The following is a 16,243-nucleotide window of genomic DNA, read 5'->3' on the forward strand; positions in this document are numbered from 1 at the left end:
AGTGGAGCCCACTTTTGCGGTCGGAAGCGCGACAAATAGAAGACTTGGGGCATTTTCGGTGAGAGGGTTCACCGGAAAGCTCCAGCCCCTTCCCAGGCGCGTCAGTTTCCGCTGCCGCGCGCTTGCCGCACGAGAAGCCCTATGCCCAAACGCACAGACATCAAATCCATCCTCATCATCGGGGCTGGACCGATTATTATCGGTCAGGCCTGCGAGTTCGACTATTCGGGGACACAGGCCTGCAAGGCGCTGCGCGAAGAGGGCTACCGTATCATCCTGGTGAACTCCAACCCGGCGACGATCATGACCGATCCCGACGTCGCCGACGCCACTTACATGGAGCCCATCACTCCCGAGGTGGTTGCCAAGATCATCGAAAAGGAGCGCCCCGACGCGCTGCTCCCCACCATGGGTGGCCAGACCGCGCTCAATTGCGCGCTGTCTCTCAACAAGATGGGCGTACTCGAAAAATTCGGCGTCGAAATGATCGGCGCCAATGCCGAGGCCATCGACAAGGCCGAGGACCGCGAACTGTTCCGCGACGCCATGACCAAGATCGGCCTCGCCACCCCCAAATCGCGCCTCGCCCACAACACGATCGAAGCCCTGCAAGCCCTTGAGGATATTGGCCTGCCGGCCATCATCCGCCCCAGCTTCACCCTGGGCGGCACCGGCGGCGGCATCGCCTACAACCGCGAGGAATATCTCGCCATCTGCGAGAGCGGCATCGACGCCTCGCCCACCAGCGAAGTCCTGATCGAGGAATCCGTCCTCGGCTGGAAAGAATACGAGATGGAAGTCGTCCGCGATAAAAAGGACAACTGCATCATCATCTGCTCGATCGAGAACATCGATCCCATGGGCGTGCATACAGGCGATTCCATCACCGTCGCCCCGGCCCTGACCTTGACGGACAAGGAATACCAGATCATGCGCGACGCCTCGGTGGCCGTCCTGCGCGAGATTGGTGTGGAGACCGGCGGCTCCAACGTCCAGTTCGCGATCAATCCCGAAGACGGTCGCATGATCGTCATCGAGATGAACCCGCGCGTGTCGCGCTCCTCGGCGCTGGCGTCCAAGGCCACCGGCTTCCCCATCGCCAAGGTCGCCGCGCGCCTCGCCGTCGGCTACACACTCGATGAGCTGGAAAACGACATCACCGGCGGCGCCACCCCCGCTTCGTTCGAGCCCACTATCGACTATGTCGTCACCAAGATCCCCCGCTTCGCCTTCGAGAAATTCCCCGGCGCCGACAATCGCCTGACCACCTCGATGAAGTCTGTCGGCGAAGCCATGGCCATCGGCCGCACCTTCCCCGAATCGCTGCAAAAGGCCCTGCGCTCGCTCGAAACCGGCCTCACGGGCCTGAACGAGATCGGCATCCCCGGCCTGGGCGAAGGCGACGACAAGAACGCCGTCAAGGCCGCACTCGGCACCCCCACTCCCGACCGCCTGCTCTGGGTCGCCGAAGCCATGCGGCTCGGCCACGACCACCAGATGATCCACGAGGCCTGCCGCATCGACCCCTGGTTCCTCGAACAGATCCAGTCGATCGTCGATACCGAAGCCAAGGTCCGCGAATACGGCCTGCCGGACACCGAAGGCCAGATGCGTGGCCTCAAAGCCATGGGCTTTTCCGACGCCCGCCTTGCCGAACTTTCCGGCAAGACCGCCAAGGACGTCTGGAGCCACCGCCACAAGCTCGGCGTCCGCCCCGTCTATAAGCGCATCGACACCTCTGCGGCCGAATTCGCCTCGCCGACCGCCTATATGTATTCGACCTACGAAGCCCCCTTTGCCGGCGCCGTCGCCGACGAGGCTCGCCCGTCCGACCGCAAGAAGGTCGTCATCCTGGGCGGCGGCCCCAACCGCATCGGCCAGGGCATCGAGTTCGACTATTGCTGCTGCCACGCCGCTTTCGCCCTCTCGGACGCGGGCTATGAAACCATCATGGTCAACTGCAACCCCGAGACCGTTTCGACCGACTACGACACCTCCGACCGCCTCTATTTCGAGCCGCTCACCGAGGAAGACGTTCTCGAAATCCTCACCACCGAGCAGCAGAACGGCACGCTGCATGGCGTCATCGTCCAGTTCGGCGGCCAGACGCCGCTCAAGCTCGCCAACGCCATCGAGCGCGCTGGCATCCCGATCCTGGGCACCCAGCCCGACAAGATCGACCTGGCCGAAGATCGCGACCAGTTCATGAAGCTCCTGAACCGGCTCGATCTCACCCAGCCGCGCAACGGCATCGCCTATAGCCTCGAACAGGCTCGCATCGTCGCTGACGGTCTGGGTTACCCGCTGGTCATCCGCCCGTCCAACGTGCTCGGCGGCCGCGCCATGGTCATCTGCTATTCGGCAGACGATTTCGAGCGCTACGTCCAGTCGACCCTCACCGAGCTCGTCCCGCCCGAGATTCGCCAGCGCTATCCCAACGACAAGACCGGCCAGATCAACTCCGTCCTCGCCGGCAACCCGCTCCTGTTCGACAGCTATCTCCAGGGCGCGACCGAAATCGATGTCGACTGCCTCTCGGACGGCACAGACGTCTTCATCGCCGGCATCATGGAGCACATCGAGGAAGCGGGCATCCATTCGGGCGACAGCGCCTGCTCGCTCCCCCCGCACTCGCTCAGCCCCGAAATCATCGATGAGCTCAAGCGCCAGGCCGCCGGCCTCGCCAAGGCCCTCAATGTCGGCGGCCTGATGAACGTACAGTTCGCCTTGAAGGACGGCACGCTCTACGTCCTCGAAGTGAACCCGCGCGCCTCGCGCACCGTGCCCTTCGTCGCCAAGGTCATCGGCTACCCCATCGCCAAGATCGCCGCCCGTATCATGGCCGGCGAAAAGCTTGGCGCCTTCAACCTCGAAGAACGTCAGATCGACCACATCGCCATCAAGGAAGCCGTATTCCCCTTCGCCCGCTTCCCCGGCGTCGATACGGTCCTCGGCCCGGAAATGAAATCGACCGGCGAAGTGATCGGCCTCGACACCGATTACGCCACCGCCTTCGCCAAGTCCCAGCTCGGCGCCAGCGTCAAGGTCCCGCGCGAGGGTACGGTCTTCGTCTCGGTCCGCGATGACGACAAGGCCGCCATCGTCGACTCCATCCGCAATTTGGCGTCCGCCGGCTTCAAGATCATCGCCACCGGCGGCACCCAGCGTTTCCTCGCCGACCAGGGCATCGACTGCACCAAGATCAACAAGGTCCTCGAAGGCCGCCCGCATATCGTGGATGCCATCAAGAATGGCGACGTCCAGCTCGTCATCAACACCACCGATGGCGCCAAGGCCGTTTCCGACAGCCGCGACATCCGCCGCGCCGCATTGATGAGCAAGGTGCCCTATTACACCACCGTTCGCGGCGCCGCCGCCGCCGTCCAGGGCATCCTCGCCTATCGCGGCGATGCCCTCACGGTCAAAGCGCTGCAAGAATATTTCGCAGCCTGATCTTCCCAAAAACGGCCGGGCACCACCCCGGCCGTTTTTATTTGCCCGGATGTCGGATCGAACCCCGCCCCTTCGTCTTCCTCTGTGAAGAGCAAAAAACCGCTCAAAACCGAGGAGACCGAAAATGCATCGCGCAACTCTTGTCGCCGCCGCCCTTCTGCTGACCGTCCAGCCCGCCCTTTCCCAGGACGCCACCGACCAGACCGTCGAGGTCAACGGCATGGACATGTATTACGAGGTGTCGGGCGAAGGCCCCCCGCTCGTCGTCCTGCACGGCGCCTATATGAACATCCCCTCCATGGGCGAAATCATCCCCATGCTGGCCGAAACCCACACCGTCTACGCCATCGAATTCCAGGGCCACGGCCGCACCACCGATATCGACCGCCCCATCACCTACCCCAACCTCGCCGACGACGTGGCCGCCTTCATGGACGCCGTGGACCTCGAAACTGCCGATGTCTTCGGCTATTCCATGGGCGCCGCCGCCGGCCTGCAATTTGCCATCCGCCACCCCGACCGCATCGACCGCCTCGTCGCCGCCTCGGTCGCCTATGACGCCGAAGGCTGGCAGCCCGCGTTTAGCGACTTCATCCCACAAATGACGCCCGACATGTTTATCGGCACGCCGATGGAAGACGCCTATCGCGAGCTCGCCGCCGATCCCGAAGGCTTCCCCGCCCTGGTCGAAAAGCTCATCGCCCTGGAACACGAGCCGATGGCCTGGGAAGACGATGTGAAAGAACTCGATCTCCCCATCCTCATCATCGCTGGGGACGCCGACGTCTCGACGCTGGAACACAACGTCGCCCTGTTCCGCCTGCTCGGCGGCGGCGTCATGGGCGATATGGGCGAACCCCTCCCCGCCTCCCGCCTCGCCGTCCTGCCCGCCACCTCGCACACGGCGGTCATCAACCAGCCCGACCTGCTCCACCTCCTGATCGAGCCCTTCCTCCAGGATGAAACACCCGCCGGCTTCATGTAACACTGCAAGGGGCGCCCCGGTGCCCCTTCTCTTTTCCGGCCCGCGCTGCTAAACCTCAGCCACCATGAAATCGGCAGACCGAACCACCTCCATCGCGCTTTACTCGGCCTAACCGAGCCAAAAGCGCATCCGCCGGGCGGGGCGCCGCCATTCGTTGTGCTGCGCTACCGTCCGACAGGTACATATCGATTTCAGGTTCATCATGACCAATTTTTTCGAAAGCCCCTTCAAGGGCAAGCTGCTCAGCGAGCAGGTCACCCATCCCAACATCACCGTCGGCCGGTATTCCTATTATTCCGGCTACTACCACGGCCATTCATTCGACGATTGCGCCCGTTTCCTCCTGCCCGATCCGGATGCCGACAAACTGATCGTCGGCAGCTTCTGCTCCATCGGCTCGGGCGCGGCCTTCATCATGGCCGGCAATCAGGGCCACCGGAACGAATGGATTTCCACCTTCCCGTTCCACTTCATGGCTGAAGTCGAAACCTTCGCCGGCGCCGCCAACGGCTATCTCCCCTCCGGCGATACCGTCATCGGCTCCGACGTCTGGATCGGCTCGGAAGCTATCGTCATGCCCGGCATCACCATCGGCCACGGCGCGGTGATCGGCACCCGCGCACTGGTCACCCGCGATGTCGAACCCTACACCATCGTCGGCGGCAACCCCGCCAAGCCGATCCGCAAACGCTTTTCCGAGGATGAAATCGCCAAGCTTCTGGAAATGGCCTGGTGGGATTGGCCCGAAGACGCACTGGCCACCGCCATGCCCATCATGACCACCGGCGATGTCGGCGCGCTCCATGCCCATTGGCAAAGCCGCCGCTAACCCATCCCCCGCGCGCCTCGGCGCGCGGGCACCTCTCCCAGTTGACGCTCCTGCCGCCAACCTTATAATGCCGCTCATGTTCATGACGTCCACCAAGTTCGCAGTCTTCCTCGGCGCCTGACAGGCGCTTCTCCTCGGAAGCATCAGCAGGGCCACCGCCCTCCCGCCGCGCGCATCGCGGCAATGCGAACTCATGGACTTTTCAAATGCCCAATACCCTCACCCCGGCGCAGATCGACGCCTTCATCACCGACGGCTTCGTCCGCATCGACAACGCCTTCCCCGCCGAGCTGGCCGAAGAAGGCCGCGCCATCCTCTGGCGCGACACCGGTTGCGCTCCGGACGACCCCGCAACCTGGACCAAACCCGTCATCCGCCTCGGCGGCTATGCCGACAAACCGTTCCGCGAGGCCGCCAACACTCCCCGCCTCCACATGGCTTACGATCAGATCGTGGGCCAAGGCCGCTGGCTAGCGCCCCAGGGCCTCGGCACCTTCCCGGTCCGCTTCCCCATCCCCGAGGCTCCCGGCGACGATGGCTGGCACATCGACGCCAGCTACACGCTGCCCACCGACGATCCCAATGATTTCTTCTCCATCCGGGCCAACATCAAATCCAAGGGCCGCGCCCTGCTGATGTTGTTCCTGTTCTCCGATGTCGAAGAAAACGATGCCCCCACCCGCATCCGCGTGGGCTCGCACAGGGATATGGCGCGCTTCCTTCTCCCTTATGGAGAGGACGGCGCAACCATGCGCCAGATGATGGCGGGCGATTTCGCCGGCACGGCACGATGCCCTGAAGCGCTGGCGACCGGCCCCGCAGGCACGGTCTATCTCTGCCATCCGTTCCTGGTCCACGCCGCCCAGCCCAACCGGGGCAACCGGGTCAAGTTCATGGCCCAGCCCCCTTTGATGCCGGCGCACGATTTCGATCCGGCCTTGCCGCCATCTCCAGTGCAGATCGCCATCCGCCAGGCCTGCGGCCTGACGTTCTAACGGCTGAGTCGACATTCAGGTGCCCTTGGCTCGTGCTGCTCTGGATTCCGGGAATAAATCCCGGAATGACAGTCTGAGTTTAGGCAACCGTCATACCCACACCCACTCCCCTGTCACCCCGGGATTTATTCCCGGGGTCCAGCAGCCGCCTATCCACAGCCGGCAAAGCGATTTGTGTCATTTTCGACTGTATATCGATTGGCCCTAATGCAGCACCGAAGCGGAAGCGTAAGTCGCTTCCGCTTCTCCAATATCGGTCGAAGAAACGCCCGCCCCCTCCGGCTTGCGCGCAACAAACAGCAATCCTTCGACCGGCTGCCCCCGTTCCCGCCGTATCGTTTCCTCGGAAACCGAAACCAGCTCGAACCCGGCCTGAGCCAGCGCCTGCCTCACCGCCTCGCCATTGTGCGCGTAGCGTAGTGAGGCTTGCAGCATCTGCGCCTCATCGCCCCGATGCCGCTCGACCGAAAAGGCGAACATGCCGCCATCGCGCAACACGCCATGTACGGCGGCGAAAATGGGCGGCAAGGCCGCGCAATACATGAAGACGTCCGCCGCCGTCACGAGATCGGCCACACGCCCGTCCGCCCCGAGAAACGCCTGCAATTCGCCCTGCTCCACGGCGTCGTAGAAACCCTTTTGCGCGGTCTCGGCCACCATCGCCGCCGAAAGGTCAACGCCCATAAGGTGCGAAACATGCTGGCGCAGCCTCTCCCCCATCAAGCCCGTGCCACAGCCCAGATCGATGCCGCGCGCGAAACCCGAAACGCCGGTCCGCTCCATGGCTGCACCAACCAGCGCCGCCAGCTTTTCGGGCACGATATAGTCGAGCTTTTGCAGCAGCGCCTCTTCGAAGTGGTCGGCATATTGGTCGAACAACGCTTCCACATAGGCGGCCTGCGTCCCCGCCTCCATCTCGGCGATTCCGTGCGCGGCCAGATGCATCTGCGCGCCCAGCGTGCCCGCCGGGTCGAGTTCGGCCGCTTTCTGCCAGGCCGCGATCGCCTCGCCCAACCCCTCGCTCTTCAAATGAAACTCGCCCGCCATCATCCAGCCGGCAGCCCAATCGGGTGCTTGCGCCAATGCCTGCGCCATGAGGTCGGCGGCAGCGGAAAAATCCCCCGCCTCCGCAAGCATCCGGGCATACTGCGCCCGGCGATCGACGACGAAATCGCCCGAGGAAAGAAAAATCGATGTCACTTGTGGATGGGTCTCGAGAACCGGCACCTGCCGGCGCGCGGGAAATGCGCCTCGCCACGCCGAAAATCAAGAGGTTCGATCAGGCCGCCGCAAAAAATCTCGCGGCGGCATCCAGTGCCGCGTCTATGGCATCGTCCCCGACATCCTTGTGCGTCACCCAGCGCTGCTGCCCATAGCGCCCCGAAACTCCTACCCCCGCAGCCGCCATGTGATCGGCGAACCGCCCGGCAATGGCCGGATCGGCTTGCAGAAAAAAGATGTTGGTCTGGGGCATCGCCACTTCCAGCCCGTCATAGCGCGCAAATCCTTCCGCCAGTCGGCGGGCTCGCGCGTGGTCGTCGGCCAGGCGAGCGATATTGTGGTCCAGCGCATAAATCCCCGCCGCTGCGATGATCCCGGCCTGTCGCATGCCCCCGCCCACCATCTTGCGCAGCCGCCGCGCCTTTTCGATGAACGTCTTGTCCCCCACCAGCACCGATCCCACTGGCGCGCCCAATCCCTTGGACAGGCACACCGACACGGTATCGAACCCGGCAGCCAGATCGAATGCGCTCCGATTGGAGGCAACGGCGGCGTTGAATATCCGCGCGCCATCGAGATGCGTCGCCAGCCCGTGCCGCCGGGCCAGCGCCGTCGCGTCCTCCACATAAGTCTGCGGCAACACCTTGCCGCCAATGGTGTTCTCCAGCGCGAAAAGCCGCGTCCGCGCGAAGTGAATGTCCTCGACCTTGATCGCCGCCTCGATCTTTTCAAGCGGCAGCGAACCGTCCGGCGCGTTCTCGATGGGCTGGGGCTGGATAGATCCCAGAACGGCCGCCCCGCCCGCCTCGAACCGGTAACAATGGGCGTCCTGCCCGGCGATATATTCCTCCCCGCGCTCGCAATGGCTCATCAGCGCCACAAGGTTCGATTGAGTTCCCGAGGCCATGAACAGCCCGGTTTCCTTGCCCGTCAGTTCGGCAACCTTGGCTTCCAGCGCCGCCACGGTTTCATCCTCGCCGTAAACGTCGTCCCCGACCCTGGCCTCCGCCATCGCCCTGCGCATGGCCTCGTCGGGCCGCGTCACGGTATCGGAGCGGAAATCATGGACGATCGCAGCCATCTTGGACCTCGCCTGTTGCAGCAACGCGTTGTGCCGATCCTTAGCGCGTTGCCATCCTCCCGCCAATCGCACCGATCACTGTGTCACTCCTCCGCGCCTTGCCGTAATACTGTAGAACGGCTCCCGATCCGAACCTCAAAGGTATGCAATACTGACATGTTAGGCCGAACACCGTAGAGGCCGCGCCCATACTACAGTGTTTCGGCCGGCAATTTTTTTTCAACGCCCGGAAAACTCGGACAGACTTGAATAATTCCAGTTCTTCTTCTAAAAAACCCGGATCGAAATTGCGGCCGACCGATCTAGCCGTGCGTTTCTTGCGCCTGCTGACGTCCTGAACCAAGACTTCGATATACAAGGGGGGAAGGCTATCTCCTCACATTGAGACAGCACGACGCGAAAGGGACAAGCCATGGCAACCGGCACTGTCAAATGGTTCAATACTCAGAAGGGTTACGGCTTCATTCAGCCGGACGAAGGCGGGGCGGACGTTTTCGTCCACATTTCCGCTGTGCAGAATTCCGGCATGACCCAGCTCGACGAAGGTCAGAAGATTTCCTACGAAATCGTCAAGGACAAGCGCACCGGCAAATCGGCCGCCGGCAACCTTGCCACTGCCGACTGATCGGCACCCGCCAAGAGCTATAGCCCGGCTCATTGGCCGGGTAGATTAAAAGGGCGTAGACCGGGGGTTCCGGTTTACGCCCTCTTCATTTGGGCACTTGCAGCCTTTGCGACGCTCCCCATATGTGCCGGGCGCAGATCGAGGCGCTCGGGGACAGCCTGCCGATTGATCTTGACCACGGGATCGAGGGCGGGCAACCTGAGACAAGCAAGTTCCCCCGAAAGCGTAAATCGAGTCCGCTGGCGCATGCTCAGCGAGGATTTCGATTTGCGCTTGTAGGACTTCCGGAAAGTGACCCCACTTTCGGTCGAAAGACCGACCCCATAACGACGTAGCGTTTTAGATAGGAGGGATTGGCAATGGACAAGATCCCGATGACCGTGGCGGGACACGCCGCATTGATAGACGAACTTCAGCGTCGCACCGGCGAGGATCGCCGGACGATCATCGACGCGATTTCGGAGGCGCGCGCCCATGGCGACCTTTCGGAAAACGCCGAATATCACGCCGCCAAGGAGCAGCAGAGCCTCAACGAAGGCCGCATCATGGAGATCGAATCCATGCTGGCCATGGCCGAGGTCATCGACGTCTCCAAGCTCTCGGGCTCGACCGTCAAGTTCGGCGCGACCGTCACCATGGTCGACGAGGATACCGACGAGGAAAAGACCTACCAGCTCGTGGGCGACCCCGAGGCCGACGCCTCGGCCGGGCGCATCTCGATTTCCTCGCCCATCGCCCGCGCCCTGATCGGCAAGTCGGTCGGCGATTCGATCGAGGTCGCCGCTCCCGGCGGTGCCCGCGGCTACGAAATCCTCAAGATCGCCTTCATTTGAGCGACCGCCGGCGAGCCCGAACCGGGCTTGCCGGCTTTCCTGGTGCAATTTGGTCGCAGCATGGCTGGTTTTCCCCCGGCAAATGGCGTCCGAGCTTGTAACCGCATCGCGCCGTGCCATATTTGTCCCGAGACAAATTTGATCGGCACGTATCCATGCATGCAAAGACCATAATCATCGGCTCGGGCCCGGCTGGCTACACCGCAGCCGTTTACGCCGCCCGCGCCATGCTCGAGCCGCTCATGATCACCGGCACCCAGCCGGGCGGCCAGCTCACCATCACCACAGATGTCGAAAACTATCCCGGCTTCGCCGATCCCATCCAGGGTCCGTGGCTCATGGACCAGATGCGCGACCAGGCCGTCAACATGGGCACCCGGATCGAAACCGACATGATCGTCGACGTCGATTTCAATATCCGCCCCTTCCGCCTCATCGGCGACAGCGGCACCGTCTACACCGCCGATAGCGTCATCATCGCCACCGGCGCCCAGGCCCGCTGGCTCGGCCTTCCCACCGAGGAAAAATTCAAGGGCTTCGGCGTGTCCGCCTGCGCCACCTGCGATGGCTTTTTCTACCGCGAAAAGACGGTCCTGGTCATCGGCGGCGGCAACACCGCGGTCGAAGAGGCCCTGTTCCTCACCAATTTCGCCTCCAAGGTCATCGTCGCCCATCGGCGCGACCAGTTCACCGCCGAAAAGGTCATGCAGCAGCGCCTGTTCAAGCACCCCAAGATCGAGGTGCGCTGGAACACCGTGCTCGATGAGGTCAAGGGCGATAACATGCCCCCCTCGGTGCGCGGCGCCGTGCTCCGCAATGTTGCGACCGACGAAGCCAGCGAAATCGAGGTCGACGGAATTTTCGTCGCCATCGGTCATGCTCCTGCCACCGAAATCTTCAACGGTAAGCTCGAAATGAAGAACGGCGGCTACATCGTCACAGCGCCCGACAGCACCGCGACCTCGGTTCCGGGCGTCTTCGCGGCGGGCGACGTCACCGACGATATTTATCGCCAGGCGGTCACGGCCGCCGGCATGGGCTGCATGGCCGCGCTCGAAGCCGAGCGCTATCTTGCCGCCCACGAAATGGCCGAAGCCGCCGAATAGGCGGCTTCACATACCGAGAAGATATCCGCTCGCGGGGATATGCCCCGCGAACGGGATCGCAAAGAGGGGACGCCGGGGGAAATGCTGGACTGGGACAAGCTGCGTATATTTCACGTCGCCGCCGAATCGGGGAGCTTTACCCATTCCGCTGAAAAGCTCGGCATGTCCCAATCTGCCGTTTCCCGCCAGATTTCCGCGCTCGAGGAAGATCTCGGGCTCAAGCTCTTCATCCGCCACGCGCGCGGCCTCGTTCTGACCGAGGTGGGCGAACAGCTCTTCCGCACCGCCCATCGCATGGCTTGGGAGCTGCAATCGGTCCAGGCGCAGATGACCGAAAGCCAGGACGTGCCGACCGGCCCCCTGCTCGTCACCACGACCGTCGGCTTCGGCTCCACCTGGCTCACCAAGCGCATCCACGAATTCGTGACGCTCTATCCCACCATCCAGCTCGAAATCAAACTCAACGACGCCGAGCTCGACCTTGCCATGCGCGAGGCCGACGTCGCCATCCGCCTGCACCGGCCCAACCAGTCCGAGATGATCCAGCGCAAGCTGTTCACCGTCCACAATCACATCTACGCCTCGGACAGCTACCTTGCCGAATACGGCGTTCCCAACTCGATAGACGAGCTCGATTCGCACAAGATCATCGCGTTCGGTGAACCGTCCCCCTCCTATCTGGGCGATGTGAACTTCCTCGAGCGCATCGGCCGGCCGGACAACTCGCCGCGCCGCGCCACCCTCAAGGTCAACGCCATCTACGGCATGATGCAAGCCTGCCGCGCCGGGCTTGGCATCGCCATGATTCCCGATTACGTGACCGAGGAAGAGCCCACGCTCCAGCGCGTCCTCACCGATCTCGCGCTCCCCGAATACGAGACCTATTTCGTCTATCCGCCGGCGCTCAAAAGCTCGAAACGAGTCGGCGTGTTCCGCGATTTTCTCGTCGAAAAGGCCCGCGACTGGCAGTTCTGAGTCTGCCACTCTCCTCTCTCAATCCCTTTTTCACCCCCGCTCTTGCTCCCGACGGCCTTCCCACGCCGTCGGATCAAAAATTTTTTGCCCATCCCGACGCCACGCTGCACAAGAAATAACGCAACGAAAACAGTCGCTTTGCACCCTTCCTAGGCAGAGATATGCGATGGACGCATGGCTGACATAACCGTAGCGGGCTTGTAGGTGCGAGGGTTAAACTCTACCTACCCGCCAGACATTGCGCGTCTTTCCTCCTCCCTTTGGGCGCGTTTGATGTTCCCTCCTAACGAGAAGCTTGCTTCTCGTCCTGCGCCCCGCTCTCCCCTCGAGCGGGGCTTTTTTTTGCGCTGTGCCCAACCGATGTGCATGGCTCCGGATGGCTCTTGCACCTAGCGCATGGCTGCCATGCCGTAACACGACTTGGAAAGTCGTGATTAGGATGGCATATACCTCCTCGTCAACGACGCGACGCGCCCTTCCTCCTCCTCCCAGGGCCCCTTGCAGTCTTGACGACAGAGCGGGAAAGGTTCCTCCTCCTCCCTCCTTGACCGCTCCTAGGCCGTAATTCGAATCCTCCTCCCTCGAATGCGGCCGAAGGTTTAGAGGCTTCACCGTATCCCGGTGAAGCCTCTTTCTTTTTGCCACCCACACAGCCATTCTGCCTATTTCCTGTGCACACGCCCAATCTGCCTAATGCATAGCAGGTATGCGGTTTTGCGCATTGTTGTCGGGAACGCGTGGAGGCATATTGGCATTGTCGATGAGCGACGCGCCCTTCTCCTCCTCCCAGGGCCCCTCGCTCTCGATGCCCGAGCGGACGATGTATCCTCCTCCCACATCTTTCGCTCAACCCGATCCGCGCCGTCTCCTCCTCCCTCGGCCGGGTCGTAAACTGACAGATTAGGGCATTGCCCAATCAAGGCTCCGTCTTCGGACGGAGCCTCTTTTTTTGCTCACGACGATTGGCTCGCCATTCTCCCGGCGCTCCCGCCCAGCCTTTTGCGCAAAAAGGCTTCCGCAGGTCCCGGCAGTCCCCGCCGCTGCAACCCGTCCGCCAAAAGCACGGTCGCCAGCCAGACCCCCACCCCGATCATCACCGCCTGCGCGTGAGAAACGCTTCTCGCCAGATCCAGCGTGTAGGGCAGGAACAATATGGCCCAGGCCACCGACTGGAGCAGATAGCACGTCATCGACATCCTGCCCGCCGCAGCCAGGGCGGTGACGATCGGGCCCCGCCCCGTCCCTACGCGCTCGGCCACCAGGGCGATCAGCGCCGCATAGCCAAAGCCCCCGGCATAACCCGAAACCAGATGCAGCCAGGCCGCGAACAGCCCCTCCACCCCGCCCGGCTCCCACCAGCCGATCACCGACATGGCGCGCGGCATCCCGCCCAGCACGGCAATCACGATCCCGCCCGCCGCAACCCTGCGCAACAGCGGGCGATATCGCGCCACCTCTTCCAGCATCCGCCGCCGCCCGGCCAGAATGCCCATGGTGATCGGAAAGAGCGAGATCGCCAGAAACGCCAGCACAGAAACCGGCCACGATCCCAGCCTCATCAATCCATCGGTCAACGCGTCCATCTCGGACACATCATATTGAGCCGCCGCAGCGAACAGCGTTTCCATCACCAATGTGTAGGCGATGGTCCCCGCAATCAGCGCCACGCCCCCGGTCATGGCCACCCGCCGGTCATCCGCCGCGAGCAAACCGGCAAACAGCAGCGCGGCAAGTCCGTAAACCGAGAGAATGTCGCCATAAGCCAGCAACACCGTATGCGCGAGCCCGATGGCAATCAGCCAGCGCCCCCGCAACCGGATCGGCCGCAATGGCGCCACCGCACCCATCGAAACCGACCGCGCGTAAACTAGCGTCAGCCCATAGCCGAACAGCGCAGCAAACATCGGATAGCCTCGGCTCTCACCGAAAAGCGTCACCAAAAGCGTGGCCCCGATATCGACCCCGCTTTGAGGAACCGGCCCCACCACCTGCTTTGCCATCAGCGCGTGGACGACGGCGATGATCAGCAGCATCACGCCCCGCGCCAGATCGGGCGCCAGCGCCCTCTGCTTTGACACACCCTCAATCCCTTCCCGAGTCACATCTGACATCTGGACACTCCATGCCGCGCTTTGTATGATTAGAAACGATAACGTATCTAAACACATTCAATTAAGATACGCAACCGACTCTTATCTTGAGGAGATCATGGCAAACACGGAATCCGATCACAGCGCCCCCAACACACGCCGGCGCGGTCCGGCGCTGATCGCGGCCATTCATGAAGCCGTGGTGCTGGAAACCGTGGAAGCGGGACTGGCTGGCCTGACCATGGAGGGGATTGCTCGGCGGGCCGGCACGGCCAAGACGGTGCTCTATCGCCGCTGGCCCGCGCCCGAGGATATCCTGCTCGAAGCGATGCAGAACCTTTACCCGCAGGAAATGCCAACCCCGGCCGCCAACGATCTGCGCGGCGATCTGATCGGGGCCATGATGTTGTTCCGCGATTTTGCCGACACCCCGCTCGGCAAGGCGCTGTTCGCGGTCATCGCCCAATCGGGGCGCTACCCGAAATTGCACGAGCGGATCTGGAACGGGGTTTTCGAGGCCAGGGGCGGCCGGTTCACGGCCACCGTCCTGCATCACTATGCCGATGCCGGAAAAATCGACCCGGCGCGCGTCACCCCGCTGACCGTCGATATCGGCGAAGCGATGATGATCAAGCACCTGTTGGATAAGCAGGTCTTGCCCGACTGCGCCTACATCGAACGCATCGTCGATGAGATCATCCTGCCCGCGCTCGGCCTGCCGGCGGGCAGGCCGTAACTATTTCGCGCCGGCGCAGAACGCCTCGATCCGGTCCATGGCCTTGGCAAGCTCTTCGTCCGAAGCCGCATACGAAATACGGAAATGCCCCGGCAGGCCGAAGGCGGTTCCGTGCACCAGCGCGACCCCATTTTCCTCCAGCAGTGCCATCACCACGTCCTCGTCGGTCGCAAGCTTTCGCCCGCCGGCGCTGGTCTTGCCCAGCAGCCCCTTGCATGAGGGGAACACATAGAACGCTCCCTCGGGCACCAGGCATTCGATATCGTCGAGCCTGTTGAGCCGCCCCACCACGTAATCGCGCCGCTTCTGGAACACATCGCGCCAATCGGCGAGAAAGTCCTGCGGCCCGTTCAGCGCTTCCACCGCCGCCCATTGCGAAATCGAGGGCGGGTTGGTGGTCGATTGCCCCTGGAGCTTGAACATCGCCTTGAGGATTTCGCGCGGCCCCGTGCAATAGCCAATGCGCCAGCCGGTCATGGCGTGCGATTTGGAAACCCCGTTCATCGTCACCGTACGCCCCATCAGCCCCGGCTCGACCTGCGCGATGGTCGCGAATTCCCGCCCGTCATAGACCAGCACTTCATAGATATCGTCGGTCAGGATGTGGACATGCGGATGCCGCATCAGCACTTCGGCCAACCCCTTGAGCTCATCGGCCGTATAGGCCGCGCCCGAAGGGTTGGACGGCGTATTGAGGATCAGCCATTTGGTCCGCTCCGAGATCGCCGCTTCCAGCGCCTCGGGCGTCAGCTTGAACCCCGTCTCCTGGCTCGCCTGAGCGAATACCGGCTCGGCCCCGGCCAGCCGCACGATCTCCGGATAGCTGACCCAATAGGGCACCGGCACGACAACTTCGTCTCCCGGATTGAGCGTCGCCATCAGCGCGTTGAAGATGATCTGCTTGCCGCCTGCCGAAACGAAGCAATCCTCCGCCGCAACGTCCAGCCCGTTGTCGCGCTTGAACTTTGCCGCCACCGCCACCTTGAGTTCGGCGATGCCGTCAACATTGGTGTAGCGCGTCTCCCCTCTCTCGATGGCGTCGATCGCCGCCTTGCGCACATGCGCGGGCGTATCGAAATCGGGCTCCCCCGCCGACAGCGCAATGATGTCCTTGCCCGCCTGCGCCATCTCTCTGGCCTTTTGGCTGATGCCGACGGTTGCCGAAGGTTGCACGCGCGAAAGCGCATCGGAGATGAGACCCATGTCGTCCTCTGCTGGCCTGATTGAGCATCACGGTATAGCGGGCGCCGGCTTCCCATGCCACTGCGATTCGAAAATCGCGCCCCGCCTCATCCGAAAGTCGACCATCTGACC

General features: G+C 62.8%; 13 protein-coding genes. 9 read left to right on the plus strand and 4 right to left on the minus strand.

The features are described 5' to 3' along the window. Nucleotides 1-141: 141 nt before the first annotated feature. The 4 genes from carB (at nt 142) to V4T21_RS13285 (ending at nt 6,262) form a co-directional block, all read left to right on the plus strand. On the plus strand, nt 142-3,453 hold the full coding sequence (gene carB / locus V4T21_RS13270; protein ID WP_332717583.1) for a carbamoyl-phosphate synthase large subunit: 3,312 nt from the start codon (nt 142-144) through the stop codon (nt 3,451-3,453). Nucleotides 3,454-3,577: 124 nt separating this feature from the next. Further along, on the plus strand, nt 3,578-4,438 hold the full coding sequence (locus V4T21_RS13275; RefSeq protein ID WP_332717585.1) for an alpha/beta fold hydrolase: 861 nt from the start codon (nt 3,578-3,580) through the stop codon (nt 4,436-4,438). Between the two features lie 202 nt (nt 4,439-4,640). After that, the gene (gene catB / locus V4T21_RS13280) at nt 4,641-5,267 is read left to right on the plus strand and encodes a type B chloramphenicol O-acetyltransferase (protein ID WP_332717587.1); all 627 of its coding nucleotides are present in this window, start codon (nt 4,641-4,643) and stop codon (nt 5,265-5,267) included. A 206-nt stretch (nt 5,268-5,473) separates the two neighbouring features. Next, nucleotides 5,474-6,262 (plus strand): phytanoyl-CoA dioxygenase family protein, encoded by a 789-nt coding sequence (locus tag V4T21_RS13285; RefSeq protein ID WP_332717589.1) that lies wholly within the window; start codon nt 5,474-5,476, stop codon nt 6,260-6,262. A 204-nt stretch (nt 6,263-6,466) separates the two neighbouring features. Here V4T21_RS13285 and V4T21_RS13290 read toward each other — a convergent pair whose 3' ends face one another. Beyond that, nucleotides 6,467-7,462 carry a class I SAM-dependent DNA methyltransferase gene (locus tag V4T21_RS13290; protein ID WP_332717591.1) on the minus strand — a complete coding sequence of 332 codons (996 nt, stop codon included), beginning with the start codon at nt 7,460-7,462 and terminating at the stop codon, nt 6,467-6,469. 79 nt (nt 7,463-7,541) lie between these two features. Further along, on the minus strand, nt 7,542-8,564 hold the full coding sequence (gene ltaE / locus V4T21_RS13295; RefSeq protein ID WP_332717593.1) for a low-specificity L-threonine aldolase: 1,023 nt from the start codon (nt 8,562-8,564) through the stop codon (nt 7,542-7,544). Nucleotides 8,565-8,976: 412 nt separating this feature from the next. Between ltaE and V4T21_RS13300 the strand changes: the two genes are divergently transcribed. From V4T21_RS13300 to V4T21_RS13315, 4 genes are all read left to right on the plus strand, one after another. Further along, on the plus strand, nt 8,977-9,189 hold the full coding sequence (locus V4T21_RS13300) for a cold-shock protein (RefSeq protein WP_332717595.1): 213 nt from the start codon (nt 8,977-8,979) through the stop codon (nt 9,187-9,189). Nucleotides 9,190-9,548: 359 nt separating this feature from the next. Beyond that, the gene (greA, locus tag V4T21_RS13305; RefSeq protein ID WP_332717597.1) at nt 9,549-10,022 is read left to right on the plus strand and encodes a transcription elongation factor GreA; all 474 of its coding nucleotides are present in this window, start codon (nt 9,549-9,551) and stop codon (nt 10,020-10,022) included. Nucleotides 10,023-10,177: 155 nt separating this feature from the next. Next, entirely contained in the window at nt 10,178-11,128 is a 951-nt protein-coding gene (gene trxB / locus V4T21_RS13310) for a thioredoxin-disulfide reductase (protein WP_332717599.1), read from the plus strand. An 81-nt stretch (nt 11,129-11,209) separates the two neighbouring features. Then, the gene (locus V4T21_RS13315; RefSeq protein WP_332717601.1) at nt 11,210-12,103 is read left to right on the plus strand and encodes a LysR family transcriptional regulator; all 894 of its coding nucleotides are present in this window, start codon (nt 11,210-11,212) and stop codon (nt 12,101-12,103) included. A gap of 953 nt (nt 12,104-13,056) precedes the next feature. Here the strand turns inward: V4T21_RS13315 and V4T21_RS13320 are convergent. Next, on the minus strand, nt 13,057-14,181 hold the full coding sequence (locus V4T21_RS13320; RefSeq protein WP_332717603.1) for a DUF418 domain-containing protein: 1,125 nt from the start codon (nt 14,179-14,181) through the stop codon (nt 13,057-13,059). Nucleotides 14,182-14,311: 130 nt separating this feature from the next. Here V4T21_RS13320 and V4T21_RS13325 point away from each other — a divergent pair, with 130 nt between their 5' ends. Continuing rightward, the gene (locus tag V4T21_RS13325) at nt 14,312-14,929 is read left to right on the plus strand and encodes a TetR/AcrR family transcriptional regulator (protein ID WP_332717605.1); all 618 of its coding nucleotides are present in this window, start codon (nt 14,312-14,314) and stop codon (nt 14,927-14,929) included. Here the strand turns inward: V4T21_RS13325 and V4T21_RS13330 are convergent, their stop codons facing one another. Beyond that, the gene (locus V4T21_RS13330) at nt 14,930-16,132 is read right to left on the minus strand and encodes a pyridoxal phosphate-dependent aminotransferase (protein ID WP_332717607.1); all 1,203 of its coding nucleotides are present in this window, start codon (nt 16,130-16,132) and stop codon (nt 14,930-14,932) included. Between the last annotated feature and the right edge of the window lie 111 nt (nt 16,133-16,243).

Source organism: Pelagibacterium mangrovi, assembly GCF_036662815.1.
Lineage (GTDB): Bacteria > Pseudomonadota > Alphaproteobacteria > Rhizobiales > Devosiaceae > Pelagibacterium > Pelagibacterium mangrovi.

Coding starts and splice junctions, on each gene's coding strand:
- ltaE (WP_332717593.1), bottom strand. CDS start 8,564: ATGGCTGCGATCGTCCATGATTTCCGCTCCGATACCGTGACGCGGCCC.
- catB (WP_332717587.1), top strand. CDS start 4,641: ATGACCAATTTTTTCGAAAGCCCCTTCAAGGGCAAGCTGCTCAGCGAG.
- carB (WP_332717583.1), top strand. CDS start 142: ATGCCCAAACGCACAGACATCAAATCCATCCTCATCATCGGGGCTGGA.
- V4T21_RS13330 (WP_332717607.1), bottom strand. CDS start 16,132: ATGGGTCTCATCTCCGATGCGCTTTCGCGCGTGCAACCTTCGGCAACC.
- trxB (WP_332717599.1), top strand. CDS start 10,178: ATGCATGCAAAGACCATAATCATCGGCTCGGGCCCGGCTGGCTACACC.
- V4T21_RS13315 (WP_332717601.1), top strand. CDS start 11,210: ATGCTGGACTGGGACAAGCTGCGTATATTTCACGTCGCCGCCGAATCG.
- greA (WP_332717597.1), top strand. CDS start 9,549: ATGGACAAGATCCCGATGACCGTGGCGGGACACGCCGCATTGATAGAC.
- V4T21_RS13285 (WP_332717589.1), top strand. CDS start 5,474: ATGCCCAATACCCTCACCCCGGCGCAGATCGACGCCTTCATCACCGAC.
- V4T21_RS13325 (WP_332717605.1), top strand. CDS start 14,312: ATGGCAAACACGGAATCCGATCACAGCGCCCCCAACACACGCCGGCGC.
- V4T21_RS13275 (WP_332717585.1), top strand. CDS start 3,578: ATGCATCGCGCAACTCTTGTCGCCGCCGCCCTTCTGCTGACCGTCCAG.
- V4T21_RS13300 (WP_332717595.1), top strand. CDS start 8,977: ATGGCAACCGGCACTGTCAAATGGTTCAATACTCAGAAGGGTTACGGC.